This is a genomic window from Streptomyces sp. NPDC050988, assembly GCF_044456225.1.
Taxonomy (GTDB): domain Bacteria; phylum Actinomycetota; class Actinomycetes; order Streptomycetales; family Streptomycetaceae; genus Streptomyces.
Map to the genome: position 1 here is coordinate 45,208 of NZ_JBITFQ010000036.1, position 22,302 is coordinate 67,509.

Sequence of the window (22,302 nt, forward strand, 5' to 3'; positions counted from 1 at the left end):
CCCGTTGCTGCCGGCTGACGAGGCCGGTCTACCCGCTCGGCCACACCGATGCGTTAGTCAGAACTGCACGGTCGCCCCTGCATGCCAACAGCATGGTGTGCAGTGCGAGCAGCCGTCGTGAGTCTGGAGCACATCACGGAACAGTAGCGCCATCAGACGACCATGCGTTGGCCCGCTCCAGAAAACTGAGCACCGCTCAGAATGAACTGCGCCGAGTCTGATGGAGGCTCCGGACTGTCCCGAGTTGAGTGGAGTCGAGTTGCCTGGTTTCAGGCTACTGGCGGGGGCGGAGTTCGTACGGCGACTGCCGGTGCAGACACCGTTCGGCAACTGCAGTGGCAGGCTCAGCGCGGGCGCCAGGTGCGTACTTCCAGGTGAAGGATGTGGGCGTCGGGGTTGATGCGTCCGGTCTCCACGAGCCACTGGTGCACCGCGGCGGTGACGTCGCCGCCGGCCGCATCGACGCGGCGGGCGAAGTCGGCTGCGTCGTGGCCGCCGGTCTGGGCGGAGCCGTAGGAGCGTTCTTCGGTGTGGTCGGCGCGTTGGGTAACGTCGCGGCGGATGCCGGGTGAGTCGGTGCGGCTGCCGGAGGGGTGCACGTAGCTGGTCTTGGCGAGGCGGACGGTGAAGGCCAGGCGCAGGCCTTGTCGGGCGGCTTCGGCGATCAGGGGACGCAGGCGGGAGGAGCCGGAGGCGATGGCCTGGGCTGCGACGCGGCCGGTGCCGGAGCCGGTGGGGGTGATCAGGACGGCTTTGCTGCGGACGCGTGCTTTTGTGCCGCTGGCCGTGGTGCGGCGGGTGATGTGGCGGCTTGCCAGGGCGGCGAGTTCGGGCAGGTCGGTGATGCCTCCGGTGTGAACGGCGGCCAGGACCTGTTGGAGCGCGGGGACGAAGGCTGCGCCTTTGTTCTTTGTGTAGAACTGGGAGACCAGGGAGGCGTCGCGGTTGATGATGCGGGCGATGCCGCTTTTGGTGTAGCCGGCTGCTTGAAGTTGGTCGGCCAGTTGGGCGGCCTCGTTCAACTGGGGCTGCGGGGCGGGGCGGTTGCGGCGACGGCGGGGGGGCATTAGGCCTCCCCGGCGGTCTGGGCGAGGGCGGCGCGTCCGGCGTCCCGCAGGGTAAGGAGCTCTTCTTCGGTGGTGGGCGCGGTGACGGGGCTCGCGAGGTGGCCTTTGAGGAGGTAGTCGCCGGGCTGATGGTGGTAGGGCCACGGCTCGGGCTGGGTGAGGTAGAGGGCGTCGGTACGGAAGGCGATCACGCTGCCGGGTGGGGTGTGCAGGGCGCCGGCGTAGGTGTTGTCGTCTCGGTGGCGCTGGGTGAGCAGGGCGGCGCGGGCGCCGGACCAGATCGCGGCAGCCCATTCGGGGTGGGCGTTGGGGTCTCGGCTGAAGCCGGTGGGTTTTTGCCAGGTGATCTGTTCGTCGTCGAAGCCGATGATTTCGGCGTCCGGGGGGACGTCACGTTCCAAGGTGCGGGGGGTGGTGCCGGTGACCATGCGGGGGCGCTGGGCGAAGGAGCCGATTCCGTAGAGCAGGATGGCGCGTACAGCGCGGGAGGCGAGGTGGGCGGCGCGGGACTGCTGGCTGGCGCCCTGGAAGTGGGCCTGGGCAGTGAGGTTGGTCCAGGTCTCCTTGAGTTTTTTGGCCCAGTCGTCGAGCGGTTTGCCGTCCTCCCACAGGATGCCGTCGAGGATCTCGACCTTCCACGGGGTGATGGGGTTGGCCAGGGCGGTGTGGATTTCGGGGCCGCCGGCCCAGGTGGTGAACGTGGTGCCCGGCGTGCTCGGGTAGTGCCAGGCGCGCTCGCCCGGGGCGGGCAGGAGGCCGACATGCTGCCAAGTGCCGGGGACGGTGACGCGCACCTGCCAGTGCCCGCATCCGTACAGGGCGCGCATCTGTTCTTTCTCCGACCAGGCGGCGAAGGCGGCGGCGGTGACGCGGCGGGGGGTGCCGACCGGGGACTTCCAGGTGTGTTTGGCGTAGGCGAAGGTCCGGTCGTACTCGACGAGTTGGGGCAGCTGGTCGGGGACCTGCGGCGGGGTGATGAGTTCGGTGCGGCCCTGGCCCGCGGTGGCGTGCAGCAGGCCGCGCAGTTCCTCGGACAGGACCGGGTAGCCCTCGGCGTACTGGCCGCGTTGGGGGATGGTGCGCGTCCACAGGTCGCGGCCGGTCTGGGAAGGGGAGCCCATGACGACCGCATCGGACCAGTGGCGGCGCAGGGCCTGCCACAGCAGCACGAAGGCGTCCCGGACGATGTGCGGGTCATCGCCGTCGGCGTCGAACCACTCCCCCACCGAACGGATTTCGACGTGGCTGTCGGCGTTCTCGCGCTGGTAGCGGCCGACGGGGTGGCGGGCGTGGACGAAGTGTCCGGCCATCCGGTCGCGGCCGCGTCCGGTGTCGGTACGCCAGCCAGGGGTGGGGGCGTTCAGCCAGGCCGTGACGGCGTCGCGCAGGTAGGGGTATCGGTCGGCGTCACGGTGCCAGGGGTCTCCGGCGGTGATGTAGATCCGCTCCACGCCCTCGGGGACCGTGTGGAAGACGGCGGTGAGGATCTCGGCGGCTGTCCCTGCGCCGAGAGACAGCCGGTGGGTCTGGCTGCGGTGCACCAGCACGCCAGTATCGGTGTCGAGGAAGACGGTGGAGCGGGCCTGCTGGGTGAAGTTCGGGCGCTGCGAGAGGAGGTTCGCCGTATGCGTGAACCATCCCTGTCCTGCCGCGCCGTCCGGGATCGACGGCAGCGTGCGCGGCGCGCCCTGCTCCGCGGGCATGCCGGCTGACGGCTGAGCCGCGGTGTGCCGGGTCTGGGCGTCGGCGGGCGTCGCCTGGGCGGGGGCGGTTTTCTGCGCGGGTGTATTCATGGCTGGGGCCACGGCTCCGGGCGCCTCAGCGGCGAGAAGGTTCGTGCCGTCCCCGGGCTGGTCGGGGGCGGCCGATGCCGCTCCCAGGGCCGGGGCCTTCTCCGGTGTGTCGGCGGCGAGGCCGTCGGGGGCCAGAGCGGGCACCAGGGCGACGATCTCGGCCAGGCTCAGTCCGGCCGCCGGGGCGATCCGCTCCGCCTTCGCCTTGTCGTGTCCGGCCAGGAGGCCGATCTGCTTGTCCCGCTGTGTCTCCAGCCGCGCCAGGGTCGCCCGGGCCTTCTTGATCTCGTCCCGCACGCCGCGCAGGTCGGCGAGAGCGGCGGTGTAGCTCTGTGCGTCCATCAGGTTCCTTGTCCGGACGGCGGGTTCAGTCGGCGGTGTTCGTGGAAACGTAGGCGATCGCACCGCCCGAGTGTGAGGCAAGTGTGCTGCCCAGCAGCAGATCAGCGAGCATACGGTCCGTCTTGGCGCTTGCGGTCACGTGCGTGACGGGGGTGGCCAGGTCGGTGACGTACCCGGACAGCCGGGCGTGGGGGAAGGCGTGGCGACCCTGGGCGTTCTTCTCCCAGGTTTCCAGGCCTGTCAGGACGGCCACCACGTAGCCCGACAGGGTCACCGGCAGGACTCCGGCGGCCGCCACGCTCGCCGCGTCGCAACGCCACCAGCCACGCAGCGCCTTCAGGAGGTCGTCAGGGGTGAGGGAGGCTGCGAAGCCGATCCAGCTCCGGTCCGGCTCCTGTACCGACTTGGCCGCGTCGACCCGCAGGACAGCGCACTCCGAAGCGCCCAGCTGGTCCAGCGGGGCGTGACGGCGCCGGCTGAGGGCCTGGACCACGTCAAGCGGGACCATGACGCGCACACCACGGCGGGACAGGCCCGGCAGCAGTCCGGCACGCACCAGGCGGCGGAAGGTGGTGACGGCACAGCCGAGCTCTTCGGCGGCCTGTCCGGTTGTCAGCAGCACCCCACTCCCCCAATGCAAGATCTGATATCTGATTCGGCATGTACGTTACTGGATCTGCTGAGGGTCCGTCAAAGCACCACTTCAGGCTCAAGGGCCGTTTCCGGCCCGCCGCGGTCCGCGCGCGACGGGACGGACGCTGGTCGTCCCATCGCCCAAGACGCTGTCGGCGATGCGTCACGGTTGAGCCGCGTCGGGCATGCCACGAGAGCACGGGATAGATTGCCGCTGTGTCCGGCTCAGATCCCGATTCCTACGCGGCGTTGTATCGCCTGCGGTACACCCAGCGGCTGCCGGGCGAACTGGCGGAACTGACCGGGCCTGTGCACGGCGTCGTCGACCTGCCCCTGCACGTGGTCTGGTCAGGGCTACGCAGCTTCGACCTGGACCGGCCACGCCAGCGCATGAGCCTTTACCGGACAGTGCTGGCCGAAGGCCAGCGCGAGGACCTGTGCCGCTATCTCAACCACCGCCTGCTGCTGCAGCTGTGGCCCATGCTGCGTTCCCTGATCGGGCGCCCTGTACGGGAAGCATGGGAGGAGGCGTTCCCCCCGCTGCGCGTGGCTGCCGCCGAAGGCGACAAGCAGTCCGCGCTCCTGCCTCCGGAGTCCAGCGTGGCAAAGGATCCGCCTGAACAGGCCAGATAGCGATCTGCCGGAAGCCTACGAGGGTCTGGGCAGAACGTCGCTATCTCGACATGCGCCTGTCCGGACCGACACATACGCGCGCCCAGCCGCATTGCCGCACCAGCGCGCTGCACCACCGTATCCCCCATAGGGTCTTGTGATCTGCCGACACACGCTCATCGTGCGCAGCGTCGGTGATCGGCTCCGTGGCGATTGCCGAGCCGTCTATCGGCATGCTGGGCACATGTTGTCGTCGTTGTCCTCGTACGGAATGTCGGCCGGCACAAGGTGGGCGGTCCGGCACAAGGTGCACAGATCTCCCCCACAGCTGCGACAGCCCACGTAGCGCCCGCCTGCATACTCGTAGCGTCGCTTCTCGATATAGGGGTCGTTGCACCTCTTTTGGGGTTTCGTATCTGCCTCGGGGTACAGCGCTGCGACTTCGTAGGTGTCCTTCAGTTTGACCCGAGTGAGGTCCCGCCCTTCCTGGAAGACTCGTCGCCACTCTCCTTGCAGGTGCAGTTCTTCGGTGCCGCGCACCCTCACTAGGATCAGGCCTTCGGCGTGTGCCTTGTAAGCCTTGGACCATAGGTTGACGAAGGCTTGTGCGCGGATGATGTGCATCCAGTCAGGACGGTGCAGATCCCTGTTCGATCTCGACTCCCCCAGGGTGGAGACGAATTGGGAGTACAGGGCCTTTACGTACTCCAGCGTGACCGTGTCCTCCTCCTCGAGGGCCCGGGCGTCGCGCAGAGTGGTGCGGAACTTCTCAAGCAGGTTCTCGGTGGATCCGGACGTGTAGGACTCGTGGATGACCGGCGGGTCGCACAGTGCGTGCTTGGAGCTCGATAAGCGCAGCAGGAGCCGCAGAGTGGACTCGGTAATCCACATAGGTCCGGGTTCAGGGCTCAGGCCAAGAGGATTGGGCAGGTAGGCGTCATGTTCCCAGGCTGAGGGGGTGATGAGATGGATGCCGGCTCGACGGCGGTCGTGTGGGTAGGGGGCAGTGGGCCGGAGCTGGCCGAGGGGAAGATGGGTTTTCAGAGCGGCTAGGTAGGCACCGTTAACATTCAGCGCTGCCACCGGATCCGTCTGGTCTGGTGCCTGTGCACGCTGCCAGTCAGGGCGTGCTTCCCAGACGCGGTCAGGTGCGTGCGGGGACGGCTTGCGGAGCATCTCGGGCAGTGCGGGGTGGCGGACGATGTCATACCGGGCGCCCACTCGGCACTCGTCGAGCAGCTGCATGGCGTCGGCAATTGCGCGTGCGGTGAGTGCTGCGACGGCTTGGCGCTGATCACCGTTGTGGGCGTCCAGGGCCGCAACGACAGCTTCCCCAATCGGGTCCTGGCGGGTGTTGAAGCGTTGTGAGACGCCGGAGCGGGGGTGTGGGATGAGGTGCTTGGGTGTCGCCTCGGGCCTGGACGGGCTGAGGGCTGGTGCGGGGGTGGCCGCCTCGGCGCACTCGGCAACGGTGAGGTGTTGCGGATAGCCGTCCACTTCGTGGGTGGCCGGATTTCCGCACAGCACGCATGAGGCGCTCTGTGGCAAGAATTCGGTGGAGTCGTCAGGCGCCGGTCGGTTGGTGGTGAGGTGGGGCTTGGCGGCTTGAGTCTGGTCGGTGGCGCAGGTGCGGGCGTGCGTGAGGAAGTAGGCGTAGGCGTCGCGGGCGGGCCCTTGCAGCTCGGTCTGTCCCTCTTCCCATGCGTGGAATGTGGCGGGGCTGACGCCGATCGCTTGGGCTACTGCTTCAGCGGTGAGGGCGAGGCTGGTACGTAGCCGACTGCGTTCGGCGGGTGCGGGCAGAGGTCGGCACGTGGCGAGGAGGTCGTCGATCGCGGGATATCTACTCATCGTCTGATCTTTCTCGGTACGGCGTGGAGCCGGGGTTGAGAGGAGGCAGTAAGTGTTGGTGGCGTGGACGGTGGAGGCTTGGTCTCAGGTTTGTCGGCCGGAAGCTCTTGCCTGTGCGCTCGCCAGGACTCGTCGGCGTTGCTGATTCGCCAGGCGGTATCGGTGTCCGAGGGCGGGGGTGCTCGCCAAGAACTCGGATGAAGTGCCGTAGGCGGGCGTAGAAGTCAGGGGTGGAGTGGGTGGTGATACGGCCGAGGGAACCCCGCCTAGCGGCTGGCGGTTTTCTCGCATGGTTGCCGTTGCTCACAGCGTCGGCAGGGCGCACCTGTCTTGGGCTGTGAGCGGGCGTGTGCGCCATATACGGGGGCCAAGGTTGCGGTAGCGGTCTCGGCGCCAATAGGGCAGGCGCGTCAAGGGCGCATGGCTCCGATGTGCTCTGACACGGGTGGCGTTTCGAACACACGGCGAACTTAAAGGCGGACCCAAGCGCGCCGTGATTCTTTCGGTCATTTGTTCCCATGTGTTGCCGGGTGCAACGCATGTAGCACTCGGCCGTCTGCCGTTTGTCCTGGTTGCCGATGCCCGGCTGACTGTCCACTGCACTGCCGGGCACCGCCTGGTCGTTTCGTCTCCTCTTGGTGTTCGCTGCACCATCAGCGCAGGTTGGAGGGCTCCTGCGTCAGGCAGAGTGCGAGTTCGGGCTGGCGTCCTCGCGGAGGCGGCGGGCACTCTAGCGGCCGGGTCTGACAATGAGTCCGCGCGACCATTACAGCGGGGATGGCGTGAAGTTTCGGCTACCGCCCGGTACCGTGCCGGACACGGCATGCGCTGCCGGGCGGGTGCGCCAGGATGCGCCCATGAGTCTCACCTCGTCCCTCAAGGACCAGGCGTCGGCGATGTCGCGGTTCCTCGCCGAGCATCTGCCTGGTACCGATGGCCTGTTATCCGACTACCGCAGGCGTCTGGCCCGCTATCCCGCGCCGGTGAACCCCTCTGCCACAGCGGAGCGGCGACCGGAGTACCGCATGCTGGGTCACACGATCGACCACCGGCTGCGGATCAGCCTCGGAGCGCCCACCGGTCAGCCGATCAAAGAAGGCATCGTGCGGGCGGTGATCGACGACGACGGCTGGCCGGGCCCCGCCGTCATCAGCGCGGTGCAGGCAGCGGGGGCGGTACTACTGAAGGAGCTGGAACAGTACGAAAGCAGCGACGGCCAGCCGTTGGAGCTCGACTCCGAGACGGAGGAGCGTCTGGTGCGGCTGTGTCATGTTGCCTCGAGCTTTGAGGCGATCTTCCGTCACGTGGGATGGGTACGCGGCAACAGCCTGGGGTCCAGTCGGCCCGGAGCGACGCTGGACGAAATCGTCCATGCCGTGCCGGCCTATGTCGTCGACGACATTCGCCAGCAGATGGCGTTGGCGGCGCATCCCGGGCCCTTCGACGGCCTACGGCAGCTGCCCGTCGCGCAGCGCGTCTGCGGGCCCGTCTTCGACGGCAGCCTCCATGTAGGAGGAGCTGACGCCGACTTCATCCTCCGCGGCCAGTTGATCGACTGTAAAGCCACGATCCGCCCCGAGCGGATGGGCCGCGCTGAGCTCTACCAGCTCGCTGGCTATCTTCTGCTGGACTACAGCGACAGCTACTCCATCGAATCCGTGGGGCTGTATCTGTCCCGCCAGGGCGCCCTCATCGACTGGAACGTCGCGGACTTCCTTGGCTTCATGGGTGCACAGCTCGAGCTGCCTGACCTGCGCGCCGCTTGCCGGTACGCGCTGACCGACGGCGCGGCCGGCGCACCCCCGCCGCCGGAGGACCAGCGCCGCCGGCTCCCCCTCCCGCGCAACGCACCGCCGGTCCAAGACACCCTCTTTGGCGACCTGACCTGATCCACTGCGGCTACTCCAGCTGACCCTACGGCAGCCGACAAGCGCAAAGGGCAGCGAGTGGAACGACTCTTGCCTGCCTCTTGTGAACGCTCATGCCGACGGCCGCTGCGCGACAGGATCTGCTGAGCACATGGTCCAGGACGAGGAACTCCACGAGAGTTCCGTGCCTTGGCGGGCATGCTCGGGTGACGCGCGAGCTCCTCCCGAGCGCTGCTACGCCGTAATCAGAGTTCACCATGCCTGTTCCTGCCTCAAAGTCCGCGGCTGGAGGAAGGCACCGCTGCGAGTAGAGGCCGGCGGGCGCGACCCTGCAGGCGATCAGACAGGAATCCTGCCCGCGTTCCGGGCGACGACAGCGCTCCCATCGGTGAGTGGCGCTGGAGCCGCCCTGCTTCCGCTTCTTGTAGCCGCGCGCCTTGTCGGTGTGAGCGCGGCGTGCGAGCCACGGCTCGCCGTCGTGGGTCCGACTGGCGTCTCCACTGCGTGCGTCCAGACGCCTGTCCTGCTTTCCAAGCAGTGACTTCCATCCCGATTTTCCCTGCATACATGAGAGTTGTTCGTGACCCCTCTGTCTTTCGAAGCACACCGGCAGGCTGATCCCCCACCGCCGCTGAGCATCGGCCTTCGCTTCGCTGATCCGGCGCACATGACCGCACGGTTCATCCGCCCTGACGGCACCGAGTACGAACTGCCCTGGCTGGAGACGGCTGGAGAACAGCGGCTGGAGGAGTGCCTGCCGGTGCGGCGGTTCCCTGTCTGCAAGGGGCGGCGCTCGGCACCGGGCTGGTACTGGTCCGCGACCGACAGGTGCCTGGTGCACCACGGCTTCAAGGCCATGCGCACGCAGCTCATGATGCTGGACCACGATCCGGTGGTGACGGCTCTGGCCTGCCGGCCGGTGGAGCTGTCGTGGCACGGCCGGGGCGGCAGGACCGTGTCGCACGCACCGCACCTGATGGCACGTCTGGCGGACGGCAGCGGACTGCTGGTGGACTGTGCGAGCCGGTTCGGGGCGGGGCGTCGACTGGTGTGGCGGGCCGCCCACCTGGAGGGTGCTTCGGCCGCCGCAGGCTGGCACTACCGTCTGATCGCACCGCCGCAGCCCGTGGTGGAGGCCAACGTGCGCTGGCTTGCCGGCTACCGGCATCCGCGGTATGCGCAAGACCGGTTGCCGGAGGTGGCCGAGTGTTTCCGGGCGCCGATGGCGCTGGCCGAGGGGGTGCGGCTGCTGGGTGATCCGATCGCGGTGTGGCCGTCGGTGTTCCACGCACTGTGGGTGGGCGTGCTGAGCGTGCCGCTGGAGCGCCCGCTGCACGAGCAGACCGTCGCGGTGGCCTGCGCGGAGGACGGGCGGTGAGCCGGCCCCTGCTCAGGCCCGGCACCGGTGTGCGCTACGGCGGGCGGGAATGGACCGTCGTGGGTATTGAGGCATGCTCGGTGTCCGGTGCGCGAATCTGGCTGTCCGGAACGGAGAAGAAGGACGGGCAGGACACGCTGGCGGTGTTCGGGCTGGCGAAGCTGCTCGGCGATGCGTCGTTCGAGCCGGTAGGGGGGCCGCCACGTCTGCGGGTACCGCGGATGGGCCTGCTGTCGACGGTGTCCGAGGGCGAGCAGTGGCGTGCGTTCGAACTGGAGCGGCACGTCCGCGAGGTGGAGACGGGGCGTCCCACCCCGGACGCCACGGTGTCGGTGAGACCTGAGTACGATCCCACATCCACCACGCTGGCCCAACGTGAGCAGGCGAAGGCCGATGAACTGGCCGCGCAGGGCTGGGCGGACGTGAGCCGGGCGACGGTGCGCAGGTGGCGTGCGCGCTACCACGCGGACGGCGTGTGGGGGCTGGTCAAAAAGCGTCGCAGCTCGGCGCGGCTGATCAGCGCCGATGCCCGGGTGGTCGAGGCGCTGCGCGCTCTGCTGCCTGTCGAGGCTTCCCGCTCCCGGTCGCGAGGGTGGAAGAAGCGGATGCGCGGAGAGGTGCAGTGGTGGCTGGACGACCACCACGGCAAGCCCGGCCAGCGGACTGTCGAGGTGCCGCCGCAGTCCACGTTCAACAGGCTCCTCGACACGGTGGAGGCATCCCTCGGGTTGCAGGGGACGGTGGCACAGCGGCGTGCCCGCGCCGCCCGTCCGGCCCCGCCGTTCACTCCGACGCTGGCGCTGCGTCCGGGCGAGATCGTGATGCTGGACAGTTCGCCGCTGGACGTGCTGGTGGTCCTGGACGACGGGGTGGTGGGGCGGCTGGAGCTGACCATCGCCGTGGATGTGGCCATGCGCGGTCTGTGGGGGGTGCTGCGGCCGGTAGGGAGCAAGCTGACGGACGTGGCTGTGCTGCTGGCGCAGATGATGACACCGATGGTGATGCGGCCCGGCTGGTCCGCGGCGCTGTCGATGGCCTCCTCGGTCGTGCCGCACGAGCGGCTGACCGGCATCGACGAGCGGCTGAAGGACGCGGCGGCCCGTCCGGTGATCGTGCCCGAGACGGTCGTGGTCGACCAGGGCCAGGTGTTCGTCTCTGCGGCCACCCGGGCCGCGTGCGAGAGCCTGGGGATCTCGCTGCAGCCGGTTCCTCCGGCCAACGGACCGGCCAAGGGCCATGTGGAGAGGTCGTTCGGTTCGATCAATTCGCTGTTCTGCCAGTGGTTGCCCGGCCACACCGGCTCGAACGTGAGCGAGCGCGGCTCCAAGGTCGAGCAGGAGCCGCTGTGGACCGCGGCTGAACTCCGGGCGCTGTGGGAGGAGTTCCTCGTGCACTGGCACCACCGCCCGCACACGGGGCTGCGGCATCCACTGATGCCGAAGAAGGCTCTCACCCCGAACCAGATGTGGGCGGCGCTGCTGCCCGTCGCCGGATACGTGCCGGTGCCTTTGTCGGCGGACGACTTCGTGGAGCTGCTGCCGGTGCGCTGGCAGCCGGTCACCGATGCCGGTATCCGGTTCGACTACCGCACCTACGACGGCAGCTGCCTCAACGGACACCGCGGGCAGCACTCCGGGATACAGGCGCAAAAGGGCTTGTGGGAGGTGCACTACAACCCCTACGACCCGGTCCGGATCTGGGTCCGGCTGCCGGAGGGGTTCCGTGAGGTGGCGTGGATCCACACCACCTCGGTCACGCTCCCGTTCACGCACCACGTCTGGGAACACCTCTGCAAGGTGGTCGAGCGCACCGGCTCGCGTGAGGAACACGAGGCCGAACTGGCCCTGGCCCTGGACGCCTTCCTCAGGCGGGCCGCGGGCAAAGAGAAGCTCTCCACCGCGGAGCGGCGGGTGATGGCGAAGTCTCGCGCCTCGGAGACCGTGCCGGTGCCCGCGGGCGAGATCCACGTGCTGGACGTGCTCGCCCCGTCGTTCGGGCTGGCCGGTGTGTATGCGGCGCCGGATCCCGACGACGAGACCCTGTCGGACGAGGACGAGGACGTCGGCGGTGACGGGCCGGAGGCCGGCCGTATCTCGGGAGGCTCTCTCATCCTCAGCGACCAGGACCTTGAGGAGGACCAGTGGCTGCCGTAACTGCTGCCGCGGGCGGCGACTTCTCCGACGGCGATGTCACTCCCGGCGCAGTCACGGACTGCGTCCGGTGGCAGGAGTACGTCTGCCGTCTGAGGGTGACCGCCCCGCCGGTGGACGACCCGTCCTGGGATCAGGCGAGGCTGCTGAACTATCACTCGGAGTTCGTCACCCTCAAGACGCCTTCCATGGAGCGGGCGATGGCGGAACTGAGGGTCACTCTGCTGGTGAACAACAAGCAGCCGGGTACCGCCCGGCGCGGGCTGATCGTGTCCGGGCCTCCGGGAGCGGGAAAGTCGACCACGCTCATGGAACTCGGCAGGTCCTTCGAACTGAGCGAACGACGCCGCCGGCCGGGCTTGGAGGGCTCCATGCCCGTGCTGTTCGCTTCCGTCCCGCCCACCTACACGCCCAGGAACCTGGCCAAGGTCCTCGCCCGGTTCGCCGGCATTCCCATCCACGACCGGATGACCGAACACACCATCACCAACGCCGTGTGCCACGTCATGTTAGAGCGGGGCACCCGGCTGGTGTTCATCGACGACGTGCACCTGCTCAACACCCGTACCCGGCCCGGCGCCGACACCTCCGACCAGGTCAAGACCCTGATGGAACGAGTACCCGCGACGTTCGTGCTGGCCGGTGTCAACGTGGAGGACTCACCGCTGCTGACCGGGCCCCGCGGTGCCCAGCTCGCCGCCCGCTGCAAACTCCTGCGCACCCCCCTCTGCTCAACGGCACCCCGGAGCAGAAAAAGATGTGGCACTCGCTCCTGGGCGACATGGAGGGGGCGCTGCGGCTGGCCCGCCACCGGCCCGGAACGCTGGTTCGCCACGCCGCCTACATCCATCTCCGCACCGGCGGCGTGATGGCCAGTCTCTCCCTCCTTGTCAGGGAGGCCGCGATCCGCTCCATCCTGGACGGAAGCCTCGCGATCACCAAGAAACAGCTGTCCCAGGTACTCCTCGACGTCCAGGCCACGAACGCGGCGCGCGCCACCCTGCGGCAACGCCCCGGCAACTGACCGGCGCGGCGAAAGGCCCCACCCGGGCCTCCCGCCGCGGGCCCGCCCTGTAGTCCCCCTTCCCGTGCCGACGGGGCGCTGGTCCATGGCCGCGCTCCTCTGCCCCGCCCTGCCTTCAACACCCTCACGCGCAAAGGACGATGCCGGTGCAAGCCTCCGCCTCCACGCTTGTTCGTATCCCGCCCGTGGCCGGGGAACTGACCGGCTCCTGGTTCCGCAGGATGGCCGCCCCTTACGGTCTGCCCGCGCAGGACTTGCTACGGGGCATCCTGAGCGTCGCGCACCGGGTGCAGGTGGCGGGCGCTCCGGGCAGCGGCCTGGAACTGTTCCTCAACACACCCGCGCGAACGGCCCTGGCCCGCTCCACCGGTCTTCCCCTGTCCCGGCTCGCCCGCCTGCTACCCGCTCTCGCCGCCCCGCGCGGGCGGCTCGCGGACGACGAGAACCCGCGGGCGGCCTGGCACATGCCGGGCGAGGCATGGGTGGGGACCTGTCCTGCGTGTACCGGGCGGGCCTGGCGGCCCGGACAGCCGGTTCTGGTGTACCCGGGAACGGCCGGGCACGTCTGCCGACGTCACCGGCGCTGGCTCCTCGCGCATCCCGAGAGGCCGGCGAGCATTCCGCTGGAGACCCTGCCCGAGGTTCTCACCGCTCACCGACACCACTCCGCTCTCGCACGAGCCCGTCCGGATGCGGCAGACGTGGTGGCCCTCGCCGCGGCGGTGGTGTGGTCGTGGCAAGTACAAGGCTGGCGATCCGAGACGGTCTGGCAGAACCGTGTACGGCGGCTGGCCGCGGTCACGGGATCCATGCCGACGGCCGTGGTGCCGCATGCGCTGGTGTCCTACCCGGAGACGATCGCCGTGGCCAGGCTGCTCGGTGCTCCGCGCTGGCAGCAGCGGCTGCGCGAGACCGCCGCAGCCCAAGGGGCAGGCGCCGCAATGGAATTGCTGCTCGGGGAAATCAGCCGCCGAGCCGGCAGGCCGTGGCTCGCGGACTGGCTGATCGCCTACACCCGCACCAGACCCAGGGCAGCCGCACAAACCGATCCGCTCCATCGGTGGCTGCGCCGGCTCACCGCTGCGGACCGCCTCGAAAGCAACGGCTTGTGGACGGTGCACCGGACGGTCGTACGGCCCACCGAGTACAGCGACCGCGTCGGCTTCCTCACCGACCGCCGTCGCCGCAGCCTCTGCGAAGAGGCCGGGGCAGCCTTCCTGACCGGCGGCTGGGGAACCAGTGCCCTTGCCGCGGCCCGGGCTGGCGCCCTGCCCGTGACATCTCCCCCAGCAAGGCAGTGCCGCCCCGTCGGCCTGCTCGGTGACTCGCCCGTTCTCCCTGTCAGCGATCTCAAGGAGCTATGCCTCATGTGGCTTTCACTCCAGGCAGCACACCAAAGGCTTGCCGACCTCACCCACCACACGACAGTCCCCGCATATCTGGATCATGTGAACCGCTACACGTTCGCCGCTGCCAGCCACGTGCTCATCGGTGATACAGCCGTGCCCGGCTACAAGTACCGGCAGCAATGGCGCTTCCTCGACCGGGACATCCAGAAGTCCGGCAAGCGGCTCGCCGAACTCGCGATCGACCCCGGCGACCTAGTCGACGCCAGCCTGGGGGCCAGCGAGCCACACACCTGGCGCTCTCGCGTCTGGCAGTGGATCCCTCAGGCCACCTATGAGTCCGAGCTTCCTCAGATGCAGGGCCCCAGTGTCCTACCCAAGAATTTCACCGGGCAGCAGCTGCCCGAAGCTTTCACTCGGCGGACCATCGCGAGCACCCGGCCGCTGCCGCTGATGGTCTGGTCGGGGAAGGAGTGGCTGATTCCTCGCGCCTATGCTGCTGTGCTGGACCGGGCCAAGGAGGTCGAAGCCAGCCTCGCAGCGCAGGACGACGTGTGCAGCGGCTGCGGAACGCCGGCCAGCCGCAAGCAGTGGCGTTCCTCCAGCGCCTCAGGATTCGTCGTCCTGTGCCGTCGTGTGCTGCCCAGGCCTCCAGGCCCTACACCGGCCATCTGCGAGGCCGCCAGTACACGAAGGGGTTCGCCAAACGCTCTCCCGCCGAGGTTTTCCTGTGCCGGATGTGTCCTGAGCCTCGGCGGGCCCTGTACTGGGACCATTGCCATTCCCACGATCTGTTCCGCGGGCCGTTGTGCGTGAAGTGCAACAACTCCGAGGGCACTCGTGGGTTCATCGACCGTCCCGGAGCGGTCGAGCACCTTCTACAGTGCACGGACTGCCGCGCTCAGCGGACTCTCCCCCTTCAGCACCACGCCGACATCGTCCGCCGCCTTGCCGTATCCGAACCACACGCGGCATGCACGCACGAGCTGTCCTGGAGGTGGTTCTACGTCGAGGACGACGGATCGGTCGTGGCCCGGTTCCAGTGCTATCAGCATCAGCCGGAGCTTGCATGGTCCGTCACTGTCCCATCGGACGCAGTGAAGCTTCTGGTACGCCGGTTCGTCGACGAAGCCATCGACTCCGGGCTGTAGCGGAACGCCATCTGGTACAGGAGTTCGTCGACAAGGCTCTGGAGGCCGGTGCCGACGACCCCGGCCAGGAATCCGCCTGACTGCCTGTCCCCTCATCGTTCCTGTTCCTGAACTTCTCCGCCTTCCGAGTCCGCCCGTAGGCCGAGCATCAACGAAACGCGACACGTCATGGCTTGCACACTTCGAACCCCACCGCCGAGCGGGCGAGAGAAGCCTCGGGCTCCTCTCGCCGGCTCGGCCATGGTGACCTGGCAGTCCGGTCGCACGGTCCCACCGGAGCGGAAAGCGATGTCGTGGAGGCGGTCTTGCGGGTGACACCTGTTCAGGGGGAAACCACATGGTCCTTTCTGCACCGGGTGGCGGCTGCCTACCGGCTGCAGGTGACCGACCTGACGACATGGTGGCAGTGGGCGAACCCCATGCCGGGAAGACGTGATGTCCGTCCCGACGGCGAGGTGTTCCTCGACGAGGTGGCACAGGAGCAGCTGGCCGGGTGGTGTCGCGTGCCAGCGGGGCATCTGGCGCGGGCGTTGCCGTCCTGGGCGGCCGGGCTTGCGGTGTTGGCCAGCAGTAGTGGGGATGGGCAGGGGTGGGCGAGGTGGCGGGCGGGGGCTTCGGAGTGGGGGCCGGTGGTGTTCGGCTGCCGGCTGTGCGCGGCCCGGCGGGGCAGCGGTGGAGAGAGGGTGTGGGCGTACCGGCGGCGGTGGCGGCGGTTGTGTGCGCGGCATGGCCGGTGGCTGCTGGATGTGGGTGAGGGGCATCCGGTGGAGTTTGTCGATGTCGGGGATTGGGTGGTGGAGCTGGTCCGGGCGCAGCGTCATTGGGGCCGGGTGGCGCGGGCTGGGGCGACGGTTGGCGCGGCGCAGCGTGAAGTGTTCGGGCTGGCACGTGCAGTGGTGTGCGGGTGGTGGGGACGGACGGAATTCTGGGAGCGGGATGCGGTGTGGGAGCCGCGTCTGCAGCAGGTGGTTGCGGCTACGAGCCGGTGGTGTCCGGATCAGGTGGGCTGGGGCGTGCAGCAGTGGCGGCTGCTGGTACGGGACGTGGTGGTGTTCCCGGAGGTCGTCGCGGTCGCGGAAGCTCTGGTGGATCCGCGGATGCAGCAGCTGGCCGCCGGAAGCGGTGCGGGTGCCCTGGTGCGCGGCCGGGGTGGCGGTGAGCGGATTGCTGCCGCATTGAATGAGCGTCTGGGACGGGTGTGGCTGGGCGAACTGGAAGCAGACGGCCATGGCGGCCCGTTGACGTCCTGGGCTCGCGCGGTGGTACGCGAGCAGCGACGTCCGGCGGGGTCGCCGCCGCAGCAGGGGCGGTATGGGCTGTGGTGGGTGCACAGCGCGCACCGGCCGGTGGAAGTAGGAACGGGGCTGCGCCGGCTGGCAGACCCTCCGGGGGCAGGCCCAGGCGCCCGTGGGGGTTCGGGTGCAGCAGGACGTGGCGGGCCGGCGGCTCGAGGGTGGCGGGTGGAGTTGGCGGTGCCGCGGCAGGCCGGGCACGGCCGGGGCCTGGAACAGCGGCATGCGCAGCTGTTCGCCGAAGGGCTCGAGCAGGCCCGTCTTCATGTAGAGCGGTTCGGGCATCTGGCCATCGCGCACACCGACGGCCGGGCGCGGGAAGGGTTCGATCTGGGGCGGTGGCTGGCCAAGCGGCGTGCCGACGCGGCGTCATTGACCGTGGAGCAAACGGAACAGCTTCGACGCCTGGATGCATGGTGGAACCCGCCCTGGCCCGTCGACTGGCAGCGTGCCTGGTACCGCGCCCGCGCCCATGTGCATGAGCAGGGGCCAGTGCACGGCGGCGACAACCTGGCCGGGTTGCCCGGTTGGCTTCAGCGGTGGCTGCGCCACCAGATCGCCTGCTACGGGCAGTTGCACGACGTCCAGCGGGAGCTGCTGGCCGAGCTCGGGCTGTCCACGGGCGAGGTCGAACTGTTCCACACGTGGGCCGGGCGGCGGCGTCCGGTCGCCGATGGCCTGGCTGTAGCGCAAACCTACATTGCTCGTCACGGCCATCTCGCCGTGTCTCAGCCCACCGTCGTTGACGGTTTCGCGCTGGGGACCTGGCTCAGAAATCAACGCCAGCGGCAGCGCAGTCTCGGCCGGCTCACCCGGCTGGGACACCGTCTGACGGACCTCGATGCATGGTGGAACCCGCCCTGGCCGGTGGCCTGGCAACGCATGTGGTGGGCCTGCCGCTACCACCTGACCGGGCTCCCGGACGGTGCTGAGTGGTGGCCCGGCGCCCCGAGCGACGAGCACGTCACCGCCTGGCTGCAGGAGCAGAGTGCGCGACGGATACTGTTGTTGTCAGAGCAGCGGCGTTTGATCGATGAACTGCTGCCGCTGGCCGGTGGGATGCCGATGTGGCGGCCGCGGATCAGCGATGTCGCCTGGCAGACGCTGTCTGGGCTGCTGCCCGCGCGGTCGCATACTGGGGGCCGTCCCCGCAGCGAACGGCAGATCCTGGAAGCCATCGTCCACATCGCCTGCACCGGACAGGCGTGGACACGACTTCCCCCAGCCCTGGGCCCCTTCCAGGCCTGCCGGCGCCGCTTCCTTCGCTGGCGCGACGACGGCATCCTCAAGCAGATCTGCCGCGCTGTCCTGCCTGAAGGGGACGCCGTCTGGCAGCAACGGCTGGCCGCCTACATCGACTTGCCTGCCTGAAGAGATCTGTAACCGCGTGCACCAAGAGCGTGGTGTGCATCCGATGGTGGAGGCGTTCATCAATACGGTGCCGCCAGAGCATCTGGCACGAGCGTTGCCGTCCGGTCTACCGGACGGCAACGCTGGCCGACGGGGATTCACCCGGGCATGGGCGGTCCGTCACAGGCGGGGTAGGGCCGAGCGGTCCTGGGCGGTGATGTGGAGGGTGTGCAGGGACTGGGTCCGTGTAGGGCGGACGACCTCGAACCAGTCGGTGCCCTCCTGCAGGTGGTGGGAGATGCTGCGGTAATGGCTCCAGCCGAATCCGATACCGGTCTGCCATGTAGTGCCGCTGTAGCGGCTGCCGATGACCGGTTCCCCGTGCAGGTAGACGGAATCGAGGGGGCAGGAGGTGGCTTCGAGATGGGCAAGGACGGCTGCCGCGGCGCGGCGCAGCGGGCTGGCCTCGCTCCAGCGGGTGAGGGCTTCGAGGGCTGCGGGATGGGTGGGTTCGGCGTCGGGAAGCTGGAGTTGACGGATGGTGGCGGCCTTGCGGTCGACGAGGTCGGCGAGATCGATACGGACCGGGCGCGGAACCCAGCGGTCGATGCCGTCGAAGGCCTCGATCATGTGGTCGCGTGGGGCCCGGCCCGCTGCGGGGTCAGGAGTGATGGCGGCGAGCCGGGCGCGGGCGGCATCGACGGGTTCGCCCCGCGTCCACAGCAAGGTCAGCTCGAACCCTTCCGCTTCGAGGGTCTTGCGTTCACCGAAGTGGATCTGCAGGCCACGGCTGTTGCCCTTCAGGGCGCGCTTCATCGAGGCGGAAGGATCGCGGCCGTAGGACAGGGCGTGGACAAACTCGGAGACGAGACGGTCGTCCCTGCGGTGCTCGACGACCATGTCGACGTCCGAGGGGTCCAGTGCACCGCGTGCGTAGGAGCCGAAGACGAGGATCTCGTCGACGAGGTCCAGCGGCCAGCCTCCCTCCTCCAGCCGGTCGAGCATGTCGTTCAGGAGCGTGGTGGCGCGCTCGCGCTTCACGGAAGACCTCCGCTGATCGGTTCGGGTGCCGGTGCACCTGGGTCTGTGGTTCAGCCGGACTACCGCAGGGCGTCTGGCCAGGGATGCAGGTGCGGTGGTGTCTTACAGGGTGGTCGGCAGTGAGATCACCGGCTCGGAGACGACCTGCGGGATGCAGGCGGGAGCGGTGCGGCCCGCCTGGGTGCAGGTCAGGGTGAGGAGTTGGAGGTAGCCGAGGGAGACCGGGCGTCCGGGGAGCTTGCCCGCTGCCTGTTCGAAGCGCTCGAGCGTGGCGGACTTGATGCCCAACTGGCCAGCGGCGTCGTGGAGATCAAGTCCCGCGGCTTCACGGGCTTCCCTCAAGAGTTGGGCGTTGTCGTGCCAGACCTGCGGCGTCGTCTCGGTGGTATCCCGGGCGACGGCCGCGCGGGCCGCGGCGAGGGCGGTGCGGATTCGGTCGCTGCGGGGTCCGAGCAGGAACCGGGCGAGACGGGCAGCTTCGGCCGCGTGGTCGACGCCCTCGTTCCAGGGCTGGGAGGCCTCCTCGTACACACGGCCTCGGGCCGTGGCGCAGTCCTCACGCTCGCCGGATTCAGCGCCGTAGGTGCGGTGGCGGTCGCTGGTGCAGGCCAGCGTGCTGTCCTTCGCCAGATCCATGTCGCGGTCCTCGTCGTCGGCCTCGATCTGGTCGATGACGTCCCGGACCTGTCGGCGTTCCTGTGGGGTCAGGACGCTCGCGAGTGCTTCCGCAGCCGCCTGGGCTTCGGGACGTCCGGCGGGCTCGAAGCTGCCGCCCCAGGCGTGGGATGCGTCTTCTCCCTCCGCCCTCTGGAAGGCCACGTCGATGGCTTCGAAGGTGTGCGGGCTCCAGGCGTGCATCATCAGGATGATTTCCTGCAAGGCGCGCTGGGTGGCCGGGTCCGTCTCCTCCGCAGCACCGCTGCTGTGGCGGAGCCGTGTTCCGCTCATCCAGGCCGTGAACGTCTCAGGCCGGCGGGAGTCGGACGGTTGCGCGTCCGCGAACCAGCGCGCCGCCCTCACGACGCAGGCGTGCGCGTGCTGGATGGCGGCGTACCAGCCGAACAGTGCCTCGCGGTAGTCATCCACATGCCGGTCCTCGGCAAAGGTGCCTGTCTCCGTGCGGCAGTGCTGCGGGCACTTCGCCGCGCTCACCCGGTAGAGAGCGGCACGGGTTTCGGGGAACGTCAGCAGAGCGATGTCCAGGTGCTCATATTTGGGGCCTCGATTGCGGCGCTTTTCGAGCCCCTGGTCGAGGAAGACCTGGAAGCGGGGTTCCTCACGCCAGTTGGCCGCAGCGCTGCGGACGCGGGAGTCGCTCTGCCACGCTCTGGTCGCGATGACCTCCCGCAGCGCCGAAGCCACGTCCCGCCGCAGCGCCACACCCAGTGCGATCAGGACCGGCAGGCACTGGGGATCGTCCCCCAGCGCGGACATCACCAGATCGACGTCGTCATGACGGTGAAGATGACGCTGGAACACAAACGCTCCCCCTTGAGTGCAACAGTCCCCAACTCCCGCCGCACCGTGGTGCGGAGGCAGTCCTCCATCTTGCACGAGGGGTACGACATCCGGAGCTGTGATCGGACGGAGGGTCTGCGGGATCCCGACGGGCTGCTTCCGGCAGGTGATCCACCGCCGGCCGTTCCCAGGGGTGCGCCAGGTGACCCATGTGGTGTTGGCCAAGCTTTTCGACACTGTGATCGAAGGAGTCCTCCTGCGTGCCCAGTCCCTGGGAAAGGTTCCCAAGACGAGTAGCGGACAAGACATGCTCACCGCATCCATCCTGACGATGCTGCCGACCCTGTGTGGCGTGACACCCCAAGAAATTGAGCAACGGACGCTGCAACACCCTGTGAAGTGGCCCTCTTCGATCGCCATCGCAAGCGAGTAGACAAGCCTCTCTTCACGTCGTCACCTGCGGCTCGCGGCACTGTTCTGCCGTCACGTCCCCACCTGGCATCTTGCGTCCCGACGCGGACGAGGTCGATCGAGGCCGGGGCCTCGCACGGCCGGCAGCGGGGCGCCCAGAGCTTCGGTGATCTGGTCTGCCGCCCGCAAGACGCCCGTCGGCCCCTGCAGCGCCGGCCCGCACGACCTACGCGTCCACGCTTTCCACTACGCCCCACGACCACAAGCCAGGGCCGGCGCCAACGGTTGGACGGACCCCTGCTGTATGCAGGGGCCCGTCCAACCCCTGGAGAATGCTGGGGCGTCAGGCAACTCGCCCCCCAGGGGGCATCTGGGTGAGCTGAACCGGCCTCGGATCGTCACGGTGGCGGGGGGGGGATCGACAGCCCGCGTCCTGAAAGTGGCGGATGCGTCGTTGCCACCGCTGATGGCGCCTGGGTAGGGTGCTGGCAGCCATGCGGATCCCGGGCTGAAGCGCCGGGTCTGACAGCAACTCACCTCCGCCCCATGCGGACGAGCCGGTAGCTCGTGCGACACGTCGGTCGGCAGGGTTCCCTCATTCTTCTGCGGCCCCGGCCCGTGTCCGTGCCGGGGACCGCTCCCGAGATGTGATGTGAGACAGAAAATGATTCATTCGTTCATCGCGCACACAAGCCCCGGACGAAGCAGGGTGTTCGCTCTTGCCAGGAGGCCTGGGGACGAGCTGGAGGCGGTGACGACACTGGGAGCCGGCGATCTCCACCTGACCAGCGAACTGGTCAGCGCACTCAACTCCTTCCTGTACGACCACGACGACAGCGCCCTTGAAAAGGTGCTGGACCAGGTCCCCAAACCAGTGCGCATGGCCGTGCAGCAGTACCTCAAGGACAAGTGCGAACCGGTGATGGGAGCCTTCACCGAGTGCGGGCCGGTCGAGGTCGTTCGCGAGACTGTCTTCTTCGGAGGGATCGACGCGGAACTCGAGGAGTACCTCGAGTGCGCCTACACGATCGGGCTGGGCATCCGTATGTCGAACGAGCGTCAGCACGATGGCCTCGTCGGGTGGGTCATCCGGCTGCTCAACGACGAGGTTTCCGTGCCGGCCAGCGCCGAGCCGCGCACCTGGGCCGTCCCCGCTGGGGCGAAGCTCGCGCGGACCTGGACGAGTAAGCAACGGGCTGGCGATGCCGGTCCTGTCCGCAACGCGCTCCAAGCGGCCGCGGATGCAACGGCCATGGGCCGGTGGGTGAGGATTCATACACTGCTGCACAGCCGCTACGACATCGACTTCGAGGGCAGCGGAACCTCGGAATTCGTCGTCGACGTCTTCGACGCCCCCATTCCGCTGAGCCAGCGGGGCGAGTAGACGGGGGCTGCCGCCCGGCCTACTCGCCGGATCCCCGGACCGGCGCCCGAAGAACTGCGTACAGCCGTTGCCGCCACGACCGTGGACGACGCGGCAACGGCTGGCGCCCACTCCACAGCGTGACCGGTCACCCGCATAATCGGCACGGCCG

The 22,302-nt window shown here is 68.7% G+C and carries 17 protein-coding genes; 11 read left to right on the top strand and 6 right to left on the bottom strand.

Features of this window, described 5'->3' with window-relative positions; genetic code table 11:
* Positions 1–344: 344 nt before the first annotated feature.
* Genes ACIBEI_RS42765 through ACIBEI_RS42775 form a run of 3 tightly spaced genes read right to left on the bottom strand, consistent with a single transcriptional unit; the run spans position 345 to position 3,824 of the window.
* Entirely contained in the window at positions 345–1,067 is a 723-nt protein-coding gene (locus ACIBEI_RS42765; protein WP_398896318.1) for a helix-turn-helix domain containing protein, read from the bottom strand.
* On the bottom strand, positions 1,067–3,202 hold the full coding sequence (locus ACIBEI_RS42770) for a hypothetical protein (RefSeq protein ID WP_398896320.1): 2,136 nt from the start codon (positions 3,200–3,202) through the stop codon (positions 1,067–1,069). Before ACIBEI_RS42770 ends, ACIBEI_RS42765 begins: the two co-directional genes overlap by 1 nt.
* A 25-nt stretch (positions 3,203–3,227) precedes the next feature.
* Positions 3,228–3,824, bottom strand: coding sequence for a helix-turn-helix domain-containing protein (locus ACIBEI_RS42775; protein ID WP_398896321.1), 597 nt, complete (start codon positions 3,822–3,824; stop codon positions 3,228–3,230).
* Positions 3,825–4,051: 227 nt separating this feature from the next.
* Between ACIBEI_RS42775 and ACIBEI_RS42780 the strand changes: the two genes are divergently transcribed.
* Complete coding sequence (locus tag ACIBEI_RS42780) at positions 4,052–4,468, top strand: hypothetical protein (RefSeq protein WP_398896322.1); 417 nt, start codon at positions 4,052–4,054, stop codon at positions 4,466–4,468.
* Between the two features lie 204 nt (positions 4,469–4,672).
* On the opposite strand, the gene ACIBEI_RS42785 is transcribed toward ACIBEI_RS42780, so the two are convergent.
* Positions 4,673–6,298, bottom strand: a complete 1,626-nt coding sequence (locus tag ACIBEI_RS42785) for a helix-turn-helix domain-containing protein (RefSeq protein WP_398896323.1) — start codon at positions 6,296–6,298, stop codon at positions 4,673–4,675.
* Between the two features lie 857 nt (positions 6,299–7,155).
* Here ACIBEI_RS42785 and ACIBEI_RS42790 point away from each other — a divergent pair.
* The 8 genes from ACIBEI_RS42790 (at position 7,156) to ACIBEI_RS42825 (ending at position 17,878) form a co-directional block, all read left to right on the top strand.
* Positions 7,156–8,187, top strand: coding sequence for a hypothetical protein (locus tag ACIBEI_RS42790; protein WP_398896325.1), 1,032 nt, complete (start codon positions 7,156–7,158; stop codon positions 8,185–8,187).
* A gap of 646 nt (positions 8,188–8,833) precedes the next feature.
* Positions 8,834–9,544 (top strand): TnsA-like heteromeric transposase endonuclease subunit, encoded by a 711-nt coding sequence (locus tag ACIBEI_RS42795; RefSeq protein ID WP_398896326.1) that lies wholly within the window; start codon positions 8,834–8,836, stop codon positions 9,542–9,544.
* Entirely contained in the window at positions 9,541–11,697 is a 2,157-nt protein-coding gene (locus tag ACIBEI_RS42800) for a transposase (RefSeq protein ID WP_398896327.1), read from the top strand. The genes ACIBEI_RS42795 and ACIBEI_RS42800 overlap by 4 nt, the downstream gene beginning before the upstream one ends.
* Entirely contained in the window at positions 11,685–12,563 is an 879-nt protein-coding gene (locus ACIBEI_RS42805; protein ID WP_398896328.1) for an AAA family ATPase, read from the top strand. Before ACIBEI_RS42800 ends, ACIBEI_RS42805 begins: the two co-directional genes overlap by 13 nt.
* The gene (locus ACIBEI_RS42810) at positions 12,563–12,718 is read left to right on the top strand and encodes a hypothetical protein (RefSeq protein WP_398896330.1); all 156 of its coding nucleotides are present in this window, start codon (positions 12,563–12,565) and stop codon (positions 12,716–12,718) included. The genes ACIBEI_RS42805 and ACIBEI_RS42810 overlap by 1 nt, the downstream gene beginning before the upstream one ends.
* 146 nt (positions 12,719–12,864) lie before the next feature.
* Complete coding sequence (locus tag ACIBEI_RS42815) at positions 12,865–14,880, top strand: TniQ family protein (protein ID WP_398896331.1); 2,016 nt, start codon at positions 12,865–12,867, stop codon at positions 14,878–14,880.
* Positions 14,802–15,215 carry an endonuclease domain-containing protein gene (locus ACIBEI_RS42820; RefSeq protein WP_398896332.1) on the top strand — a complete coding sequence of 138 codons (414 nt, stop codon included), beginning with the start codon at positions 14,802–14,804 and terminating at the stop codon, positions 15,213–15,215. The genes ACIBEI_RS42815 and ACIBEI_RS42820 overlap by 79 nt, the downstream gene beginning before the upstream one ends.
* Positions 15,216–15,526: 311 nt before the next feature.
* Positions 15,527–17,878: a transposase gene (locus ACIBEI_RS42825; RefSeq protein ID WP_398896394.1), complete on the top strand. Its 2,352-nt coding sequence runs from the start codon at positions 15,527–15,529 to the stop codon at positions 17,876–17,878.
* Positions 17,879–18,037: 159 nt separating this feature from the next.
* Here ACIBEI_RS42825 and ACIBEI_RS42830 read toward each other — a convergent pair whose 3' ends face one another.
* Together ACIBEI_RS42830 and ACIBEI_RS42835 are read right to left on the bottom strand one after the other, a co-directional pair.
* A complete protein-coding gene (locus tag ACIBEI_RS42830) occupies positions 18,038–18,898 on the bottom strand; it encodes a nucleotidyltransferase domain-containing protein (RefSeq protein ID WP_398896333.1) in 861 nt (286 codons plus the stop codon).
* A 102-nt stretch (positions 18,899–19,000) separates the two neighbouring features.
* Positions 19,001–20,377: a helix-turn-helix domain-containing protein gene (locus ACIBEI_RS42835; protein ID WP_398896334.1), complete on the bottom strand. Its 1,377-nt coding sequence runs from the start codon at positions 20,375–20,377 to the stop codon at positions 19,001–19,003.
* 181 nt (positions 20,378–20,558) lie between these two features.
* Here ACIBEI_RS42835 and ACIBEI_RS42840 point away from each other — a divergent pair, with 181 nt between their 5' ends.
* Positions 20,559–20,789 (top strand): hypothetical protein, encoded by a 231-nt coding sequence (locus ACIBEI_RS42840; RefSeq protein ID WP_398896336.1) that lies wholly within the window; start codon positions 20,559–20,561, stop codon positions 20,787–20,789.
* Between the two features lie 729 nt (positions 20,790–21,518).
* Entirely contained in the window at positions 21,519–22,151 is a 633-nt protein-coding gene (locus ACIBEI_RS42845; RefSeq protein ID WP_398896338.1) for a hypothetical protein, read from the top strand.
* Positions 22,152–22,302 lie beyond the last annotated feature (151 nt).